This is a genomic window from Pedobacter sp. 10L46_2, assembly GCF_056395165.1.
On record NZ_JBFTIZ010000063.1, the window covers coordinates 1 to 20949 of the forward strand.

Sequence of the window (20949 nt, forward strand, 5' to 3'; positions counted from 1 at the left end):
AGACCTTCAAGGTATTTTAATCCTTCCTGAGCAGGCAATAAAGAGTAATTAGATGATTTATAACAAGAATAAGATGAATTTAAAACTTATCAATATCTGCCTGTTATTTATAACATTGGCATCTTGCAGAAAAGCTGAATTTCAGCCTGAAGTTGAAGGTGTGCAGGTACCTGCAGAAGATTTAACTATTACACTGAACCAGGTGCTGGAGGCATCACCATATGTACTTTTTAAAGCAGCCTGGAAACGCAGCAATATGAACAGTATTATAGAAAAAAGAGGTAGTAATGCCCCTATAACCCTTTTGGTGCCAAGTGATGCGGCGTTTACTGCAGATGGAATGACTTTAGAAGTCATTAATAACACCAGCCCTGCTTTATTGGATAGCTTGCTGCTTTACCATACTTTATCGGCGGCTGTTAACCCTAAAGACCTGAGTGAAAGGGGAGAAAATACGATTGGTATCAGCTTGCTGGAAAATACCCATATACAAGTAAAGGGATATGATAACCAATACCAGACCGATCCTTATTTCTACCGACAATACATCAATGTGTCGGGCAACGAATTGCTGATTAATGGTAAAAAAAGCGGAGGCTCGGCTGTTACTCTGGCAAAAAACGGGACCTTCTGGCCAATAGATCACGTGCTGAAAAAACCAGAAAAAACAATGTTACAGGCTTTGCAGGATGATGGCCGTTTTGGAATGTATATTGAAATTATGACCAAAACCGATATGCTTTGGGATGAGGCTATGATGGGGGCAGTTGATCGCGATCGATTTCCCAAAGGATTGTYGATCGACGATAATTACCTGATCTTCAAATCTATTTTTGCTCCCACAGATGAAGCGTTTCATCAGGCAGGATTTAAGACTGTGGATGATTTGATGGCATTGAATAACCGTAATCCTCTTCCGTATTTTGATTGGGATACCTATGAGCAAGTCGGTACCGGATATGCAACGGATACCTTATTGACCATGCATCGTTGGGGTAGGATTTTTAAAGAAAGGGACGGTTGGGGCCCCGGAGACGATAATCCGGATAGTTTTTATTCGAACGATCTGAACAATAAACTATTGTCGGGCTATGCGCTGACTACCTCTGGGTATTCGGGAACTATTCCAATTATGTATGTGCCATTTGATTTTGGTAAAAATGAAGCAGGACAAGTAACTGTAAAAGTCAAATCATCCGCTCACTCGGCCGCAACCATTGTTGAGGGAGACATCAACACTTTAATGGGGCCAATACATGCGGTAAACCGGTTAATGCCGCCTAAGGATTTTAAATTCTGACCGGTATCATTAGCTCATAAAGATTAATAGAAACATGAATTATTTACATAGAATATCAATTAGGCCATTGGGCATTTTCCTTATGCTGATCAGTTGTAGTATGATCCTTAACGGCTGTAAAAAGGATGATGCCGTTAAAGTTGTCGATAACAATAAGATCAGCGCAATTATAGCAGATAATTTTAACCTTTCTGTCTATAATACTGCCTTGATAAGGACAGGATTGGCCAAAATTACTGACAAGGAAGGTTTGTATACCGCTATTGCACCCTCAGATGATGCTTTTGAAAATGCGGGTTTTGGAAATGCAACAGCCATCTTAAGTATGGATCCTTCCAGGGTATCCTCTATCATGAATTACCACATCCTAAATGGAGTTTATGAGTTTGATAAATTGCCTTTTTTGTTTAACCAGGAGGTCAAATCTGCTAACGGAGGTAAACTTTTTGTAACACATTGGGTGAAACAAGGTGATACCATTTTAACAATTAATGGATCCAAAATAGTCTCAAAAAATGTACGTGCATCTAATGGATTAATTCAGGTTATAGATCGTGTACTGGAGCCATACAGCCATAGTAAGGTTATAGAAGCCATCGCTTCAGACAGGGATTTAAGTCTGTTTTATCAGGCTTTACAACGTTCTGGTCTAGCAGAAACATTAAATGGTCAGGGCCCATATACCGTATTTGCGCCAAGTAATGCTGCAATGACCGCCTTCGGACTGCATACTATTGAAGAAATCAATAGCATGGACCCTGCAGTTTTGCTGGGCTTAATGCGCTATCATATTTTGTCTGACCGCAGGTTTGTATACGATTATGTGCTAAGTACTGGTACATCTAACCGTAGTGACCAAACCATGATTGATGGAAAATCTATTCAGGTAATCCTTAAACCTAATCCTCAGATCGCCGGTGCATTTATAGGTATTGAATTGAAAGGAACAGGAAATACATCGGTTATCCAATTGACAAAACAGGATGTACTTACCGGTAATGGGGTAGTACATACCATTGGAAGCCTATTGAAAATTACACAGTAATTAAGATTTTAGAGATGACAGTAAGAAATACAATTTACAAAATATTTTTACTCCTGTGTATGTTACTGCCTTTTGCTGCGGTAAGCCAGGAAACCAGTGGTACTTTAAATGGAAACGTGCTGGATGCCGGAGGACAACCGCTACCGGGTGCTTCTGTTACGGCGATACATCAGGCTTCAGGTACAAAATATGCCACAGCCACAGATAAAAACGGACATTATTATTTGCCCAATCTTCGTATTGGAGGCCCGTATTCAGTAGAAGCAACTATGATGAGCATGAAAAGCGATAAGCGGGATGGAATCTCTATCCGTTTGGGTGCGGCAGTCGTTTTAAACTTTGCATTGAGCGACCAGGCACAACAACTTACGGAAGTGGCAATTAAAGCCACAAAAAAAGGAGCTCAGGCAAGTACTTATGGCTCAGGAAAAAACATCAATGCCGATCAGGTTCGTAATATGGCTACTGTATCAAGGAGTATAACCGACGTTACTCGTTTAGTGCCACAGGCCAGTAAAGACAATAGTTTTGGCGGATCCAATTTCAGGTATAACAACGTAACAATTGATGGTGCCATTAATAATGATGCCATTGGGTTTAGTCCTTCCTTGGGTGGCCAGTCGGGTACTTCTGGAATGGCAGGAAGCTCAACCAGAACTAATCCAATATCCATTGACGCAATTGAGGATATGCAGGTTTATTTAGCTCCTTATGATGTTAAGATCGGCAACTTTACGGGAGGTTCGGTAAATGCAGTAACCAGAAGTGGAACCAATTCTTTAAGTGGTTCGATATATGGTTTCGGCCGTAATGCTGCGGTAACCGGCAAGGATAGGGTAGGATCACTAGGGAAAATGAACAGCGACTTTTACGATTACCAGACCGGCTTTCGTGTGGGATTCCCCATTATCAAGAATAAATTATTTTTCTTTAGCAATGAGGAGATTACTCATAGGCAAGATCCTTCACAATTGATTGCAGGTATTGCCGAAACCGGTCATATTTTAAGTGCTAAAGATGCGGCTGACATTACTGCTGCCAATTTCTTTAACGCCGGAACTGCAGGATTGTTTAATACTTATGCCAAGTCGACCAAGTTTTTTAATCGTTTAGACTGGAACATCAACGACAAACATCAGCTTGCAGTTAGAAATAACACGATCATTTCTGAAGCTTCCCATATGGACAGAGATCAGCAGGATTTTAGGTTCAGCAGCATGGCCTTTTTGCAAAAGAATAACCAGAGTTCTACAGTGGCCGAACTCAAAAGCAGGTTTAATAATAGCCTATCTGGTAATTTATTGGCAGGCTTTACTGCTGTAAACGATTCAAGAAATCCCTTTGGTGATCCAAGTCTGCCGCAGGTACAAATTGCAGGCAGAACACCCGGTACCACCATTTACGTAGGCACCGATCGTGAGGCCAGTATTTTTGATATGAAACAGCGTACATTAGAGCTTACTGCCAATTTAAACTGGAATATTGGTAAGCATACCCTTACCATGGGTACACATAATGAGTTTTATAACATCACTTATGGTTTTGTAAACGCATGGAACGGGAGGGTAGATTACTTAAGTATCGAAGATTACCTCAGCAACAATCCTTACCGTGTTCGTGGTGCTTACAGTTATGAAGACAACAGCCGTTCGTATATTGAACAGCACCCGGGTGCTAAGTTTAATATCAATTTGTATAGTTTATATTTTCAGGACGAAATCCGCGTATCTGAAAAGCTGAAAGTAATTCCCGGGTTGAGAGCAGATATGGCTTATCTGGGTGATAGACCAGAACTGAGCGAAAAGACCCGTACAGCATCAGCCGATCCTTATTTTGGAAACACATATACTTATACACCTTTAAGCAGGATTACGAACAACTATTTGAATAAGATACAGCTGTCGCCGAGAGTAGGTTTTAGGTATGATTGGAATGGTGATCAAAGCCTCATTCTACGTGGGGGCGCAGGGCTTTTTACAGGGCGAATTCCTATGGCCTGGTTGGCGTATGCATTCTATAACAATGGCGATAGCTTTGGAGGTTTTGACCAGAAGGCTGATCAGAAACCTTTTGTGCCCGGTAGCAACCCGCTTGCCGGTGGTGCAAATGGTATTGCCGATTTTATACGCGAGAACGGTGCAATTACCAATAATTCTAATAGTGGCAAAACCCAGATCGATTTAATTGACAATGGTTTTGTGATGCCGCAGGTATTGCGTACCAGCTTAGGTTTGGACTATACTACAGCTAGCCAGTGGAAATTTGGTGTAGAAGCTATCTATACTAAAAATATTAAAGATGTATTGTTTCAGCAATTGAATGTACAGGACAATCCAACCTATTATGGCTATGATAAAGACCATCAGCAACCGGTATATAGCGGAACGGTAGATCAGCGTTTTTCAAATACCTATCTTCTTAGCAATACCAGCAAAGGATACCGTTACAGTTTAACAGCTACTATTGGCAAAAACATCGCTGATCAGCTGCAGACTTCGGTGTCTTACACTTATGGTCAATCAAAAGACCTTTCCAATGGTGTGCGTAACTCAATGGAATCTAACTGGCAGTTGAATCAGTCACTGGTACCCAATAACCCTACGTTGTCCAATAGTAACTTCGATATCAGAAACCGTATTGTAAGTACCATTAGTTACAACAAAATGTGGGCTAAGGCAGGTAAAACCAATGTGTCTTTGTTTATAAGTGCACAATCTGGCAGTCCGTTTACTTATGGTGTTGTTAATAATAGCATCCAGGGATTGCCACAACAGGTAAGTCTGGCCTATATCCCTCACAGAGAAGAGGCAGTTCGTTATTTCCAGGACAACGCTGCCTCAACTGCCATTAAGCAGGCAGAGGCCTTTAATAGCTTTATAGATGCAGATAAATATTTAAGCAGTAAGCGCGGTGGGTTTACAGAAAGAAATGAAGGACGTACGCCATGGAATGTACAGGCAGATCTTCATGTTTCACATGACTTGTTTATGAGTGCCGATAAGAAGCAGTTTATTACGTTTACCGCTGATGTAATGAACCTCACCAATCTAGTCAACAGGAGTTGGGGAGTTCAGTATTTCTCTCCAAATACTTTTAACTCTACCTCAAGTGTTGGTTTAACGCCGGTGCTATTCCCTCCATCTCAAAACTCGGGTGAATATCCATTGTACCAGTTTAAATCGCCTGGTAAGCCTTATAGTATTGATTACTATGGTTCAAGAACGCAGTTGCAACTGGGAGCGAGATATACTTTTTAAGTGATACAGATCAAACGAAATATGATATACGATATGAGTTATTCAAGAAAATTTAATACCGGGATGCATAAGTGGATCGGTGTGCTAAGCCTTTTTATTTTGTTCACTAGTGCCTGTAAAAAGGACAAGACAGAACTAGTTAAAGTGCCTCTGGTGGTTACAGATTATTATCCAAACAGTGGTGCCCAGGGCACACTGGTAACGGTAGAAGGCACAGGATTTAGCAATAAAGCCGATGAAATATCGGCCACATTTTCTGGTGTAAAGGCTGAAATTGTTAGCGCAAGCTCTACTGCCGTGGTAATGCGTGCACCGGCTTCGGCAACAAGCGGTGCCATTATAATGAAAGTAAATGAGGAAAGCATCAGTATTGGTAATTATACTTATCAGGAACTAAGTATACAGGCGATCAGTCCGGTAAACGGGGCTGCTGGAACACATGTTCGTATTACTGGTGCTGGTTTTAGCAGTACAACAGGCCCGGCAGAAGTGTACATAAATGGGAAAATGGCTGTTGTAGTGAGTGCCAGTGACAATCTGCTGGTAGCTGAAGTGCCTGAAGACGCAGGCACCGGTCCGGTAACCGTTAAGGTAAATGGAAAAGAGGCTTCAGGACAAACCTTTAAGTTCCAGGTCATATCTGGTATTAAGCCTGCAAGTGGTGGCAAAGGTACACGTGTGAAAATCTCTGGAGGTGGTTTTGATGAAGTAACTGCCGGTAACCATGTAGATTTTAATGGTAAACTCGCGTTGGTAACTGAAGCGGCCGAGGATTATCTTGTGGTTGTTGCGCCCGCCGATGTGCAGACCGGCCCGGTATCGGTTACCATTAATGATCAAAAAGCGACTGGACCTGTATTTACAGTTGTGCCCATGCCGGTAATTGAATCTGTAACGCCGTTGAGTGGGCCGTCAGGTGCTGAAATGACCATTTTGGGATCAAACTTTAGCCCGCATACAGATGAAAATAAGGTAACTATAAATGGAAAAAGTACCACTGTTCTTACTGCAACGCCTTTTAAGGTTACCTTAACTATTCCAGGTGGAACAGGTGATGGGAAGGTAATCTTGAATGTAAATGATCAGATTGTTCAGGGCCCTGATTTTAAAGACCAGAGTTTAGGCATTTCTAAAATGACTCCTGACAATGGCCTGTCAGGTACACGGGTTACCATTACCGGAACAGGGTTTAGTGCTACTGCATCAGCAAATACAGTGACCTTTAATGGGCTAGCAGCACAGATAGTCAGTGCAACAGCTACCAGCCTGGTGGTAATTACACCACCTGCATTAACATCTGGTCCGGTAAAAGTGGTAAATGCAGGTCAAAGTGCATTGTCACCGGTTAACTTTAACCGTGCAGGTGTAATGACTTTAGCGGGTGGGCCAAATCAAACAGTTCTGGATATCAGTGAGCGTGGTGCAAGTATTGCCGTAGATAGCCGTGGAAACGTATTTGTGATGGAACTTAATAACCATGTAATTAAAAAGATTACTCCAGAAGGCGTTGTTTCGATATTCGCAGGAAGCCCGACAAGAGAAACCGGTAATCAGAACGGTACAGGTACTGCAGCGCGGTTTAATTTTAGCTTTAATTCGGGTATCGTAATTGACAAGCAGGATGTGTTATACGTTGTCGACGGTTTAAATAACAGCATTCGTAAAATTACACCTGCAGGTGTGGTAAATACCTACGCAGTAAACCTTAATGGACCTGGTAAACTGGCTATTGATGATAATGGAGATTTATATGTGCAAACGCAGTATAGTTTAACAAAGGTTGATAAGTCTGGAGTCAGAACGGCTGTAAGAGGTTTTTATGGGGGGAATGAAGCCTCGAGGCCTGTCATTATAGGTCCTTACCTGTACTATACAGATAATGATAATCTTTTAATTAATCGTTTTGGCCTGATCGATGCGTCAAACCTTCGTGGATGGGCAGGAAATGGTGAATTTGGAAATTCTGATGGCCCTAAAAATCAATCGATGCTGGCTATTCCAAAAGGATTCATTTACGACGGAAAAGGCAACTTCTATTTCTCTGATGGTTTTAAACAAACAACCAGAAAGCTGAATATTACGCTTAATGAACTGAGCACGGTTTCCAGTCAATCGACTAGTGGGTCATATAAAGATGGAGGGTTGATGGATGCAGAGTTCCGCAACAGAGATGACATGGCTATGGATAAAGATGGTAATATTTATATCGTCGATGCAGGAAATAATGCAATCCGGAAAATGTTTTTAAAATAAGTTTCAAGTTTGATTATGCTCAATTCCGGGCCGGCAGTCGCTGGCCCGGTTTATTTACAAACACATCAGCTGAGCAATTAAAAAATTCACGGTTAACATACAGTTCATATGCTGTTTTTATATTTGTCTCTGTATCAGTTCAATAAAAAACATTATGGAAATCAATTACCTGGTTGTCGTACCCGTCCTGATCTTGGTCATTGCCCTGATCCTATTCCTGATCCGCAGGAACAGGAAGGACCAGAAAAAATTAGAGCGAGAGCTGAACCAGTCAGAGCTGAAGCCTGAAAAGCATGATAAAGATCATATCTGACAGTTAAAGAAAAAGCCAAATGCCTAAAAATATAATTCTGTTGTTATGCTGGATGGCCACCTTCTGTCCTGCAGATCTCCCTTACGGCTATGATCAGGTGACGATGCTGGAAAAAAAGATCAGTATCATCGTTTATCCGACAGAAATACTGGAAAGTGTCATCTATCGACTCCAGTTGAGCGTGGGTACAACTTTTGAATTCAATATCCGGGTGCTGGCACCCTATCAGGCAAAAGGGAGCAGTTATAAAGAGGTCTCCTTGAAACAGATTCTTGATCACCAGCTCGCAGGTACATCTTTGAAGTATAAACTAAAAAAAGGGAAATTGGTCTTATACCATTCTCCCCTTTGATCGATCACTACCTAAGAAATAAGGTAATTGATCCCTTAGACGCAAATTCAAGTGAACAAAAAACATACAATATTAAATCTTTCAACACTAATCTTCATTATCGTGGTAGGGTGCAACAATAAATATCCATTTAAATCCCCCTATGAGATGGCCAGCGGATATGTAATTGGAAAGGAGAGCTGTAATGAGGATACTTCAAAAGACTATTGGCTAATTGAAATTGTATCATCATCCTCGGCAACTCAGCAATATGGTGATACCCTTACCCTTAATGGAGTTAAGTATACTAATGTAATAAAAGCAACTGGTCTCTCCCAGACCTTAAAAATAGCTGGAGAAAAGGTGGGTTTTGATTTTAATATCGCTGGCACCGCCACTTTAACTATGGGATGCGCTATAGATACTCCTAAAATATACAAACTAAAACTAGCTAATATCATACATAGCGGGAGATCATCATTTTAATCCTAGCAGATCAGTTTCAATAAGAAAGGCATAGGGATATACTTTTTAAAATTTAGCTGAGATTGATAAGATACCAATGAGTTTAATGATTTGTCCTACTTTGCGCTTATAGCAAGCTAAAAATTTAACATGGGAAAACACCAGTGGGCATGAGCTCAGACCTGCAAAAAAATCTTTTTACAATAAAGTAAAAGTAACCCACAATTAATATCTTATTTATATCCCTTGCCGAGTTTTGCGGGTAATATCATGGGGTCAAATAAAGAGCTGGTTAATTTTGAGGTGCTCTATAAACGCTGGAGTGGCATGCTGCATCAATATGCCCTTTATTTTGTAAAGGATGAAGAAGCCGCTGCCAGTTTGGTGAACGACCTATTTGTGCAGCTTTGGTTTAACAAAACCAGTCCTGATAACTTAAAAGGCTACTTGTTCAGGGCGATAAAAAACTCCGCGCTTAATTACCTGAAGCAGTATAAGAACAACTCATTGACTTTACTTGAGCAGGATGACCTCACTGCAATTTCTGATCTTTCCTTTGCCGATGAGGTTACCAGTGAATCTGAGCAACTGGTTTTTCTACATTTTCTTATTAGTAAACTTCCCGAGCGGCGGCAACTGGTTTTTAAAATGCACAGAATAGAAGGATTCAGCTATGCAGAGATAGCGGAATTGCTGCAGATTTCGGTTAGAACTGTAGAAGACCATCTTTCAAAAAGTATGCAGTTTATCTATGATCGGTCCCAACATTTAATTCATAGAAAGTTAACAGAAGCTTAACCGATTACAGCCCGTATTTTCTGCCTGCACAATTGTCTTTACTGTTGAAAGAGGATAATTATGGATAATAAATTATGGGATTGTATTGTTAAGCGATTGTCTGCTGAAGAGACCGCCGAGTCGGCGGCCATGCTTGATGCCTGGCTTATCGAAAATAGAGGACACCAAGAGGAATATTTAAAGATACAAGTGCTTTGGAAGTTGACAGAGAAGTTACCTGCTCAAGAACAGCTAGATTTTGAAATCGTAAGAGAAAGAATTTCTGAAACAAACCCAACACCTCAGCTTACACTGGTAGATAATGCTGCCCGTTGGTGGAAGTACGGCCTGGCTGCGGCAATGACCGGTATCTTCCTGCTTACAGCGCTTTTTTACTACCGATCAGCTCAAAACTCAGCGCAGCCTGAAGAATGGGTATTGAAAAGTGCGGGAGCAGGTAAAATGATCAGGGTTTTATTGCCTGACAGTACACTCGTATGGCTGAATTCAGGAAGTGAAATTCGCTATAAACGTGACTTTAGAGACAATAAGCTAAGGTTGGTGAAACTGAAAGGAGAAGCATATTTTGAAGTCACGCATGATTCATCACATCCTTTTGTCGTCAGTAGCGCAGGAATGAATACTACGGTTTATGGAACCAGTTTCAATGTACGGGCTTATGATACCGAAGGGGTTATGGTAGTTGCCGTCAATTCGGGTAAGGTCGGGGTAACCACATCTGAAACTACTAAGGCAGTATTTCTATTGCCAAGTGAAAAATTGATATATAACAGGGGAAAGTCTGTGGCCCATAAAATAAGCATTTCCAGTAGTGATGTAGATTCTTGGGTGTCAGGTGAACTGATCTTTGAACAGACTCCGTTTAATGAAGTTTTTGAAGCCTTAGAAAGAAAGTACAACATCAAAATCAATACCGGAAAAACTAACTATACCGGTTGCAAGCTGACTGCAAGATTCAGGAACAAATCTATAAACGAAGTTCTTAAAACACTAAATCTCTCTATGAACATACGATCAAAATTTGTAGGACAAACCATTTACATAGAAGGAGGAGGATCATGCAGTAGCAACAAATAAAAAAACCGATCCTGTTTGCGCAGGAACGGCCTTAATTCTTAGCCAAACGGCGGCGAACCGTTGACTATATCTTATCATTTAAATCGTAAAAATTTAAACAACTCAAATTTATGAAAAAAATTAATGAGGCTAGGCGCCTTATGAAAATAATTATGCATGCATGTTTAGTAATTAGTCTTATTTCAGTGATCTCCATTCAGTTGGTAGCGGCTTCTGCAGTACGTGGTCAAAGCGGACTGGATAAGCGCATTAGTATTAATATGCGTAATGTGGCTTTCACCGATCTGCTTAAGGAAATTGAAAGGAAAACAGGGGTCAGTTTTGTGTATACGAACAAGGAAATTGTCGATGCAAAAGTAACTATCCATGATGAGGCCAAAACGGCTAGGATAATATTGACGCCTTTATTGCAAAAAAACAACCTGCGCCTTATTGAAGACGGGACTATGGTTGTACTTAAAAAAGCAGAACTGCAGATCCGAGCTCCAAAGCCCGGTGCGGCAGTAGGCTATGTAAAGGATAAGGTAAGTAACCAGACTTTGCCTTATGCAACAGTGCTTTTGAAAGAAACCAACCAAAAGTACGTTACCGATGCCAATGGCTATTTTGTAATCAACAACATAAAACCAGGAAAAGCTACACTTTTGGTGAACTATATTGGTTATGTAACAACATCATTTACTGTAGATATAACCGATGGTGAAACGGCAAAGATGGAACTGAAATTGGAAAGCCAAAGTAACGATATGAAGGGAATTTCAGTAACAGGGATTAGAAGAGGAGAGGCCATAGCATTGAGCAATATGCGTAACGCAGACAACATCAAGTATGTGCTTTCTCAGGAGCAGATTGAGCGCTTTCCCGATGCTACTGTTGGGGAAGCCATGCAACGTGTGCCAGGGATTGCGATGGACTATAGTTATGGCTTGCCAAGAAACATCATCATCAGAGGACTGGATCAGAGTATGGGATCTATCACACTTAATGGAAACAGGCTGCCTTCTACACAAACCAATTCAAGGGATATTGATCTGAATGGTATTTTGTCGTCTACTGTTGAGGCCATAGAAGTCAACAAAACCCTCACTCCCGATATGGATGCTGATGGAACATCTGGTTCAGTGAACATCATTTCTAAGACACCAAAGTCGGGTACTCAGCAAATGCAGGTGAAGGGTTCATTTGGTAATAATTTTCTATTGGGTAAGCAAAACTTTGACGGCTCATTTGATTTTAGTCGCAGAGATACCAAATGGGGTTACCTGGTCGGCGTAAATTATAGCAATACCTACAGAGGGGAAGATCGGGTTCAGAAAGATTATGATACGTACGAGATTGCGGGAGTAGAAAAAATGAAGTTATCTAATCTTGAATTGGAAGGCTCAGACCTGCACCGTGAGAACCTCGGGCTCCAGGCTGAACTAAGCTTCTTTCCTACAGAGAAAATCCAAATCTATGCAAGAACGTCGTACAACAAGTTTTACGAACTACAAACAAGGGGCACAAAAAGCTATAACATTGGGGAATATACAGATGAGAACACAGCTTCAGACATCAGCATAGGCGCTAGTGGTTCTCCCAGAGATTACCATAGAGATTTGTTGAGCTTTTCAGTTGGTACTAAAGCGATTGTCAATGACTGGAGGTTGAATTTGGACCTCACCTATGCTAGTGGTTTATACGATCAGCCGATTTACTATGACGGATATTTTACTTATGGTGGTTTAAATGCAGGCATAGACATCAGCGATCCGCGCGCTCCGCAGTTTGCCTTTACAAATGGCGATGTGAACAATGCGGCCAATTATACCACTTCCTCTTATGTCAACAGGCACCAGATCGCTCATGACAAGGATGGACAAGGATCATTCAATGTGCAGCGGACTTTTAACCTGAGCCAGAAGAATAAACTGATGTTTAAGTTCGGAGGACGTTACAGGTATAAAGAAGATGACCATACCAGAGATTATTTCCAATACACCCTGAAGACAGGTAAGGTATCTATGGATAATTTTTTGTCTGATTATTCCAGAAAGGATTATTTCAATGGCAAGTATGATCTTTCAGGAGCGATTGCCAATGGGTACCTGATGGAAGATTATTATCAGAAAAACCTGTCGCTTTTTGAAAGTGATGAAACTTATATCAGACAAAATACTGATCCGGATTCTTATAGCGGTAAGGAAACCATGGGAGCAGGTTATGTAATGGGTAAATTGACACTGGATAAACTTGACATCATTACCGGACTGAGGTATGAGCGCACGGGGTTTGACTACCGGGGCAACATTGTATCGTTTGACAATCAAGGAAAATACGTAAGTACAAATAAAGTAAACACCAAGTCTGCATTTGAGGGCTTCTTTCCAAGTCTGAACCTGAAGTATGCCATAGATCAGCGTACCAACGTGCGGGCAGCGGTTACCAGATCGCTTTCCCGTCCTGGTTATTATGACCTGGTTCCATGGCAGGAAGTTGAACCCAGAAGAAAGCGAATGAAGAAAGGGAACCCGGATTTGGATCAGGCTACCTCCACCAATGTCGACTTCCTATTTGAACACTACTTGAAATCACTCGGTTTACTATCAGGAGGTATCTTTTATAAGAACATAGAAAATTATATTTATGAAAGTATTTATACACAACAGGGTGGCCAGTTTGATCAGTATCAGGTAACGCAGACTGTGAATGGTGCCAACGCACATGTGTATGGTTATGAAATTGCCTGGCAGCAGCAGCTGACCTTCCTGCCTGGATTTTTAAACGGTTTGGGTATCTATGGAAACTTTACACAGATCCAGTCGAAGTTTAAAGTACCCGGCATTGTAAGTGAGCGAACCGTACGTTTGCCTTCCATGCGTCCTAAGGTAGGTAACGCTTCTCTGTCTTATGAGAAATATGGTTTTTCAGGCCGCATTTCGTTAAATTTCTATGAAACTTTTATCAGTGAGCTTGCAGAAGAGCAAGCCAATGACCTGATGGAAAAAGGCAGAGTACAGCTAGACTTTTCTGCTTCTCAGCGGATCAACAAGAAGTTTACCATCTTTATGGGTATCAGTAACATCAACAATGCCCAAACCATTCTGGATTACGGCGATGGCAGACCAAATGACCATAAATATTTTTCAACGTGGGCCAACGCAGGCTTTAAATACAACCCTTTTTAATGATGAAAAACATTACCAGAGAAATTATCATGGTCATTATAGCCCTTTTAGGGTTTCAATTGGCTAATGGACAGTCGTTCAAAGCTTCAGCATTTCCAGATCGAATTATCCTGACCTGGTCGGCCGATCCGATGACTACACAGTCAGTTACCTGGCGTACCGACACTACCGTACTTAAAAGCTATGCCCAGGTATTAATGGAAGACAGCTCGCCCGATCTCGGAAAAGACAATTCCGGAGAATTTGTGGCCCTGTCGACCACGCTCCAGGGAGTAGAATATGAAAAAGCAAATTACCACAGCGCGATCATGACTGGTTTAAAACCTGATCAAGTTTATACCTATCGCGTAGGAGATGGTAAGAACTGGAGCGAGTGGTTTCAGTTTCGGACTGCACCGGCAACAGTGAAACCGTTTTCATTCATTTATTTGGGCGATGCTCAGAATGATATCAAGTCAAAATGGTCGAGGGTAATCAGAAGAGCATTTGCCACCCATGGCGATGCACGTTTTATTGTTCATGCAGGCGACTTGATCAATCGCTGCAACAATGATAATGAATGGGGAGAGTGGCATTTTGGTGGTGGTTTCATTAACGGAATGATCCCAAGTATCCCGTCATCTGGAAATCATGAATACTTCAGAGATGAACAAAAGACCCTGACCTTAGATCCACATTGGCGTGCCCAATATACCTTGCCTGAGAATGGACCCAAAGGTTTGGAAGAATCTGTATACTTCATCGATTATGCAAATGTTCGTCTCATCTCATTGAACTCCCAGATGATCGTATTGGATTCCAACTCCATGAAGGCTCAGGCTATATGGCTGGAAGGGGTGTTGAAGAACAATCCTAAACAATGGACGATGATCACCTATCATCATCCAATCTATTCTACAGCAAAAGGTAGGGACAATAAAGAATTCAGAGAGCTGTTTAAGCCGCTGTTTGATAAGTACCATGTAGACATACTGATGCAGGGACATGATCATACCTACAGTCGTGGACAGAATTTACCGACGGGTGTTTCAGGAAAGGTAGGAGGTCCCATGTATGTGGTCTCAGTAGCGGGCCCAAAAATGTACAAAATAGATGTGACACCACGGTGGATGGATGTATTTGCAGAAAATACACAACTGTTCCAAATCATATCTGTTGACCATGATAAACTAATTTACACGGCATATAAGGCTTCTGGAGAAGTCTTTGATTCCTTTAGTCTTAAAAAAACAAATAAAGAGAAGGCTGCATTATTTACAGATTTAAAAAGGTAAAGATATAAAACCGGAAAAAGCAAGCGTTCTTTTGGACTCTTGCTGCTTTGCAGTTTCTTTAACATCAGGCTGGAAATTAAAAGCTGACTAGGCATTTTTAAGCGTCTGGTCAGCTTTTAATTTATTTTTTTACAGTAAAAAGCCGCGACACCCATCGGGCTTTTGAGGCTAACCAAATGACGGGCGAATCCTTACCAAATATTAATAATCATTTTAGCAGGTGTCCTGGCCGCTCCGTTTTTTTTCCGTTTACCCGAGCCATAAATCCTGTTCCTTTGTAGTGCTACAGTTTCCCGCGCATAACAAAGATTAGTAAACACCATCACAAAAGGCAAGATGGCACTTGTCCTGGCAATGTTTTTATGCTTTGCAGTTTGCTTGTTTTTCATATTATCCGGCAAAAAAAAAATATTCAATATCGTTAGAATTAAGTTTATTTAAGCCATTTTAGTGCATTTCTATTTTTGTTTCCATGCTGGAGATAGTAGCTTGCCTAATTCATAAATGTTTGTAAGTGAAGCAGTCCGACGAACTGTTACATTCCGATACTAAAAAATAGAGGGCCTGACTATTTCCAATGCGCATACCCTCTTCGTTTTTTACCATTAAATTTATGTAATCAAAATTGGTGCTGATTACAAAATGATAATCTCAAATTCAAGTTTACTTCATTTAATTTTGGCTTATGAATTATCCCGTATTTATCTTTCACGAATTAATGTTCAGGCTCTCAGAAATCTCTCCGAAAATTGGCACTTATGTTTCCAGTTTTGTTCAGGACAATACTTTTGTGATCCATTCCACTAATGGCAAACTCATTGTGGATGAAGAGACGATGACAATGCAGTATCACGATCCTGCATTGCTGTCGAGGGAATATTTAGACAATCTTATCGACAGGTTTCTTTTTAATGAGAGCGGAAAGTAGTGTTGTTGATTGCCGAAAAATTGGATGAATCTTTGGTATGAATTCAGGTCGGGAAAGTTTTCTGGTCAGGCCTTGGATAATGATAAAACAGGGACTTATGCAACGCTAAGTCACGATAAATCAGAGATAACGAAAGTTCACCCTGCCTTTTTTTAAAAATGCTGTTCATTTCCTATTTAGTTTCTTTAATAGCCACATTGCCATGGTGATCAACGTAGCCATTAAATAAAAAATCTCCTTTGGCTAACCAAAGAAGATGACGATGTTTGCTATAAAACTTATGGCTGCTTGCTATCCTGCTCCAGGTAATTTTTTAGTGACTTTCCAAGTATAAAATTCCAACCTTCAGTAAAGCTGGTGACAGCGAAATTCGGGCTGTCTTTAGGGAAACTGCCAAGCCCTTCATGGGTCAGTTTTAACCGGGTTTTTTGTTCTCCATCCTTAAAAAGTTCCCAGGTGACCACGGAATACCCATCGTTATGTTCAGGGTAAGTCCAGCTGTAACTTAGCTTATTGGGTGGATCCACAAAAATCACTTCGCAAACATGGAGGTATTGCTCCTTTTCATCACCTCCGCTAAATTGGAATTTGAATCCCTTTTCTGCTTTGAATTCTTCAAGTTCAAAGTACCATTCTTTCATCTGGTCCTTATTGGTAATGGCTTTCCATACCTTTTCAATTGGTGCATTATAGCTGCGTTCTACAATTAGTGGTTTTGTTTCCATAATTACTTATTTTTAAGTGGATTATCTTCTGATGATTTTTCGTTTTCCCCGCGCTCCAGAAAATCGCCAAGGGCATCTAGTTTATGGTTCCAGAATTTCCTGTATCGATTCAGCCATTTGTCGATTTCTTTTAGCTTATGTACATCAGCTCTGCAATAGCGCTCCCGGCCGTCCTGCTTCACCGTTATTAACCCGCACTCTTCCAGAATTTTGATGTGTTTGGATATAGCTGGCCGGGTGATGCTGAAATGTCCTGCAACTGCATTGAGGTTCAAGGATTGATCACTCAGTAAATCAATAATCTCACGCCTGGTGGGGTCGGAGATTGCCTGAAATACATCTCTTCTTAATTCCATATATTCGAAACCATGTGGTTACAAATATATGGGATACCATTTGGTTACGCAAATTTAAAATCAATTTTTTTGGCAATCGTTTATATATTTATATTTCAATTACCATCTCATGAAATTCACCAGGATATCACCTCATCCAAGTTTAGAAAAGTTGATCGAATGCTACTGGATGATGCACAGTGATGATCCTGCGCCACGGGTAGAGAAAATTATTCCCGATGGGTTTACAGAGCTTATTTTTAACTACGGCAGCGTCTACAGGGCCAAAACAAGCGGACCCTGGTATACGCAAACAGCAAACCTGCTGGCTGGGCAGATCAGCAGCAATTTTCACCTGGAGAATACAGCAGAGACCGGCTCTTTTGCCATTAAACTCAAACCCGCGGCGCTTACCCAGCTCTTCGGTCTGAACATGGAATGTTATCTTGATCAGATTGTTGCCCTGGATACCTTTCCTCATCCGGAGCTGGCCGGGTTGAAGGATCGATTTCTTCCTTTTGAAAACGAGCAGATTCTTAAACAGCGTCTGGATGACCATTTTCTCGCGCTTAGTAAATCAGCTACTGAAAATCCTTTAGAGGAAGTGCTGCAGCTTATCTTTGATTCCAACGGTAAGGCAAGTGTTAAGGATCTGTGTCTGGCAGGGAAGAAGAGCGAACGTCAGCTTCAGCGGCTTTTCAAAAAGTACATAGGGCTCCCGCCGAAATATTACGCACGGATCATCCGTTTCAATTATATATTTCAGCTGATCAGGGATAAAAAACGCAGCTGGTCAGATATTGTCTATGAGTCAGGTTATTACGACCAATCTCATTTCATTCGCAACTTTAAAGCTTTTACGGGTGAAGATCCCTCTGCTTATTTTTTTGAAGCGCCAAATATGGCCAACTTCTTTCTCAATAAATGATTTTCTGTAACCATCGTCGGTTTTGTACAATACACAAACATTGCTCAATCGTAATTTTGAAAGAAAAAGATTATGAAAATTCAACGATTCTCTCTCCTTATTTCTGTTATGTTTATTTTCGGCTTCAGTAACATGGTATGCGGACAGGAAAACACGGCTCAAAAATTTAAAAGACTACATTGGCTGATCGGTAAGTGGCAGCGCACAAATTCCAAACCCGGGCAATCAGGGTATGAAAACTGGTCTAAGGTGTCTAATACTAAATTCACAGGAAAGGGTGTGACGCTTAAGGGAAAGGAAATTGTTTTTGTAGAAGAACTGGAGTTAAGCATCAAGGGAGGCGATATCTTTTATACCGTTACTGTTACCGGTGATTCTGGACCTGTTAATTTCAAGCTGACCTCCATCAGCAAAGATGCCTTCGTATGTGAAAACCCCGAACACGACTTTCCTAAAAAGATTGCTTATACCCGGAAAGGTGGAACCGTAAAAGCAATCGTTTCCGGCAACGGGCAGACCCTTGACTATGAATTTATCAGTTCAGCCCCCTAAAAGGAATTGATAGCTATATAATGATATCTTTGCTGTCATCTCTCTATGTAAAACCACTATACGCTTTCTATGATCCGTTATTTCATTCTGCTTTTATTGCTTTCATCTACTTTTATTGCCTGTAAAAAGGCAGAGAAAACTGAATCTCTTGTACCGCCAACCGTTACTCCTCCGGTTACTGAAGAACCTAAGGTGAGTGCTAAGGCTTTTAAAATTGATTCTATAAGATCGGCCGTGAATAAAAACGCCTGGTATGCAGTGGTGTCCGATAGTGTTTGGGCAGATAGCGCTGGCATCTCTTTTAAGGTGCAAACGGCTGAAGATTTTAGGGATGGCGCTTTGTCTTTTCCGGGGTTGGTTAATAACAACATATTTCCAGGAGCCTTACTTCAGGGGGACAGTATGGAGAACTTGCTTTATAAGCCATTTGTGTTCACTGTTTACAAGCAAAATCCGCTGGTTATTTACAGTACCTCACCTAGTTTTGATCCATTTATGACAACGCTCATACCTTCATTGGCGGGCTCAAATGACTTTATTAAAAATTCTTTAAAGGCTAACGGAAAACAAGTAGATGGTTTCACTTATAGCAATGGCACTGAATTCAGGAATTATAGTGAAATTTCGATCACAACCGGCAAGAATTGGGATTTTTCCCAGTTAGTAATAAAAAAAGCTAACGATAAGGGTAATATCAAAAAGAAAACTGGTTTTTTTGTTAATTATGAACTGTCATTGTTCAATATTGCGGTTGACTTTCCTGCCAGTGAGCATAGGATTTTTGAGGCTGGTGTTGATCCGGCGTTAATATCTGGTAATCCGGTGTATGTTAGTAATGTAACTTATGGTCGCAGCGCCATCATTGCCATTGAATCTGATGCTTCTTTCCAGCAAATAAAAGCATCTTTCCAGAACGTTCAAAACGGCCAGGGAAGTGTTGAAGATAAAAATTTATTTACTGAGGCTGTTGTTACGGTATACATGCGGGGTTTTAAAGCTGTGGATGTCAGTAACATTGAGGCCGCTAGGGGCTATGATCAGGTTCAGCTGTTCGTTAAGTCCCTAGCGGCCGGAGGAAGCTATTCAAATGCAGATTATGGTGTTCCTATTAATTTCTATGTGAGTAAAATAACCGACAACAGTGATTTGAAGTTTAAGTTCAATTATCGCTTAGATTTTGATGTGCACTGATCTGGTGTTATCTAGTACTTTTCATTGTTGTTGTTGTTGTTGTTGAATTTGCTGCATAAGCTCGAGATTCCGACGGTAGCTATTGCCTTGTGTAGGAATCACAGACACTGCGATTAAGTCATTCTCTTCGGCGAAAGGTTCTTGTGTATCTGATGTCCCGTTGTCGTAACCAATAATTACCTGAACGGTAAGCTTATGATTGGATGGACCTTTGTAAACACCTTTTACCGGAGAACAGTCCGTAAAACTTCTGCCTAGCGCCAATCTTACATATGTTTCGTTAGCAATGCAGTTATTTGTCGGGTCTAAACCCAGCCAGCCATAGTCGGGTATGTAAGCTTCTACCCAGGCATGGGTGGCACCTTCTCCGCGAATGCCGTTTTTATTGGGACAAATGTAGCCACTTACATATTTTGCCGGGATTTTAGCCATACGCAACATCTGGCAGAGAATATGTGCGAAGTCCTGACAGACACCTGATTTGATTTGCCAGATTTCATCTATCTGAGTTTGTACTGTTGTTACACCCTGTATGTATTTGAAATGTCCATATACATATTGACAATAGTCCATGGCTACCCGATAGGGCGTTAAATCCGACTGCAGGAATTGTTCTGTGATCTTTTTGAGTTCATCAAGTTCATTAAAAGCTTCCCATTTCAGGTAATCAATATAGGGAACCTGATACCGTAGTTTTTCAAGTTCCATCCACTGCATCTCACTGAACATGGTTTCTGATGGGAGTTCTTTAGCTATGGTGGCCACAGTAAGTTCTGAATAGATTTCTAGCTCTCTGTGTCGCTCGCTATAAGCAAAGAAGCCAATTTTATTGCCATAATAGTCAGTAAATACATCTACTTTCGGATTGCCCGAAATTTTAAGGGTGTGCTTAATTACGCTCTGGAATTGATCTTCAATAGGGTAGAGGATAATGTGGTTTACGCTTTCTCTTACCGGAGATTCGTAAGTGTATTTGGTGATGTGTTTGATTTTAAATTCCGGCATGGTGC

19 protein-coding genes are annotated in these 20949 nt (G+C 41.0%); 15 read left to right on the plus strand and 4 right to left on the minus strand.

The window, feature by feature from the left end:
- Positions 1–73 precede the first annotated feature (73 nt).
- The 11 genes from AC1DDX_RS09080 (at position 74) to AC1DDX_RS09130 (ending at position 15280) form a co-directional block, all read left to right on the plus strand.
- Entirely contained in the window at positions 74–1300 is a 1227-nt protein-coding gene (locus tag AC1DDX_RS09080) for a fasciclin domain-containing protein (RefSeq protein ID WP_477621974.1), read from the plus strand.
- Positions 1301–1334: 34 nt separating this feature from the next.
- Positions 1335–2345: a fasciclin domain-containing protein gene (locus AC1DDX_RS09085; RefSeq protein ID WP_337716675.1), complete on the plus strand. Its 1011-nt coding sequence runs from the start codon at positions 1335–1337 to the stop codon at positions 2343–2345.
- Positions 2346–2359: 14 nt separating this feature from the next.
- The gene (locus AC1DDX_RS09090) at positions 2360–5602 is read left to right on the plus strand and encodes a TonB-dependent receptor (RefSeq protein WP_477611806.1); all 3243 of its coding nucleotides are present in this window, start codon (positions 2360–2362) and stop codon (positions 5600–5602) included.
- A gap of 33 nt (positions 5603–5635) precedes the next feature.
- A complete protein-coding gene (locus AC1DDX_RS09095) occupies positions 5636–7855 on the plus strand; it encodes an IPT/TIG domain-containing protein (protein ID WP_337716679.1) in 2220 nt (739 codons plus the stop codon).
- Positions 7856–7963: 108 nt separating this feature from the next.
- Positions 7964–8143 carry a hypothetical protein gene (locus tag AC1DDX_RS09100; protein WP_172659996.1) on the plus strand — a complete coding sequence of 60 codons (180 nt, stop codon included), beginning with the start codon at positions 7964–7966 and terminating at the stop codon, positions 8141–8143.
- Positions 8144–8187: 44 nt separating this feature from the next.
- Positions 8188–8520, plus strand: coding sequence for a hypothetical protein (locus AC1DDX_RS09105; protein WP_337716681.1), 333 nt, complete (start codon positions 8188–8190; stop codon positions 8518–8520).
- 147 nt (positions 8521–8667) lie between these two features.
- Complete coding sequence (locus AC1DDX_RS09110) at positions 8668–8985, plus strand: hypothetical protein (RefSeq protein ID WP_172659998.1); 318 nt, start codon at positions 8668–8670, stop codon at positions 8983–8985.
- Between the two features lie 249 nt (positions 8986–9234).
- On the plus strand, positions 9235–9762 hold the full coding sequence (locus tag AC1DDX_RS09115; protein WP_288879097.1) for a sigma-70 family RNA polymerase sigma factor: 528 nt from the start codon (positions 9235–9237) through the stop codon (positions 9760–9762).
- 60 nt (positions 9763–9822) lie between these two features.
- Positions 9823–10839: a FecR family protein gene (locus AC1DDX_RS09120; protein WP_337716683.1), complete on the plus strand. Its 1017-nt coding sequence runs from the start codon at positions 9823–9825 to the stop codon at positions 10837–10839.
- Between the two features lie 140 nt (positions 10840–10979).
- Positions 10980–14006 carry a TonB-dependent receptor gene (locus tag AC1DDX_RS09125; RefSeq protein WP_448104412.1) on the plus strand — a complete coding sequence of 1009 codons (3027 nt, stop codon included), beginning with the start codon at positions 10980–10982 and terminating at the stop codon, positions 14004–14006.
- Positions 14006–15280 (plus strand): purple acid phosphatase family protein, encoded by a 1275-nt coding sequence (locus AC1DDX_RS09130; RefSeq protein WP_337716687.1) that lies wholly within the window; start codon positions 14006–14008, stop codon positions 15278–15280. The genes AC1DDX_RS09125 and AC1DDX_RS09130 overlap by 1 nt, the downstream gene beginning before the upstream one ends.
- Before the next feature lie 191 nt (positions 15281–15471).
- Here AC1DDX_RS09130 and AC1DDX_RS09135 read toward each other — a convergent pair whose 3' ends face one another.
- Positions 15472–15669: a hypothetical protein gene (locus AC1DDX_RS09135; RefSeq protein WP_337716689.1), complete on the minus strand. Its 198-nt coding sequence runs from the start codon at positions 15667–15669 to the stop codon at positions 15472–15474.
- Positions 15670–15965: 296 nt separating this feature from the next.
- Between AC1DDX_RS09135 and AC1DDX_RS09140 the strand changes: the two genes are divergently transcribed.
- Positions 15966–16208 (plus strand): hypothetical protein, encoded by a 243-nt coding sequence (locus tag AC1DDX_RS09140; RefSeq protein WP_048903271.1) that lies wholly within the window; start codon positions 15966–15968, stop codon positions 16206–16208.
- 278 nt (positions 16209–16486) lie between these two features.
- Here AC1DDX_RS09140 and AC1DDX_RS09145 read toward each other — a convergent pair whose 3' ends face one another.
- A complete protein-coding gene (locus AC1DDX_RS09145) occupies positions 16487–16933 on the minus strand; it encodes an SRPBCC family protein (RefSeq protein ID WP_048903270.1) in 447 nt (148 codons plus the stop codon).
- Between the two features lie 2 nt (positions 16934–16935).
- Positions 16936–17289: an ArsR/SmtB family transcription factor gene (locus AC1DDX_RS09150; RefSeq protein WP_048903269.1), complete on the minus strand. Its 354-nt coding sequence runs from the start codon at positions 17287–17289 to the stop codon at positions 16936–16938.
- Between the two features lie 109 nt (positions 17290–17398).
- Here AC1DDX_RS09150 and AC1DDX_RS09155 point away from each other — a divergent pair, with 109 nt between their 5' ends.
- The 3 genes from AC1DDX_RS09155 to AC1DDX_RS09165 all read left to right on the plus strand — a co-directional run bounded on the left by AC1DDX_RS09155 (position 17399) and on the right by AC1DDX_RS09165 (position 19939).
- Positions 17399–18196: a helix-turn-helix domain-containing protein gene (locus AC1DDX_RS09155; protein WP_048903268.1), complete on the plus strand. Its 798-nt coding sequence runs from the start codon at positions 17399–17401 to the stop codon at positions 18194–18196.
- Between the two features lie 72 nt (positions 18197–18268).
- Complete coding sequence (locus AC1DDX_RS09160) at positions 18269–18748, plus strand: DUF6265 family protein (RefSeq protein ID WP_152541957.1); 480 nt, start codon at positions 18269–18271, stop codon at positions 18746–18748.
- Positions 18749–18817: 69 nt separating this feature from the next.
- Entirely contained in the window at positions 18818–19939 is a 1122-nt protein-coding gene (locus AC1DDX_RS09165; RefSeq protein ID WP_337716691.1) for a thiol-activated cytolysin family protein, read from the plus strand.
- A 21-nt stretch (positions 19940–19960) separates the two neighbouring features.
- Here AC1DDX_RS09165 and AC1DDX_RS09170 read toward each other — a convergent pair whose 3' ends face one another.
- Positions 19961–20944 (minus strand): transglutaminase family protein, encoded by a 984-nt coding sequence (locus tag AC1DDX_RS09170; protein ID WP_337716693.1) that lies wholly within the window; start codon positions 20942–20944, stop codon positions 19961–19963.
- Positions 20945–20949 lie beyond the last annotated feature (5 nt).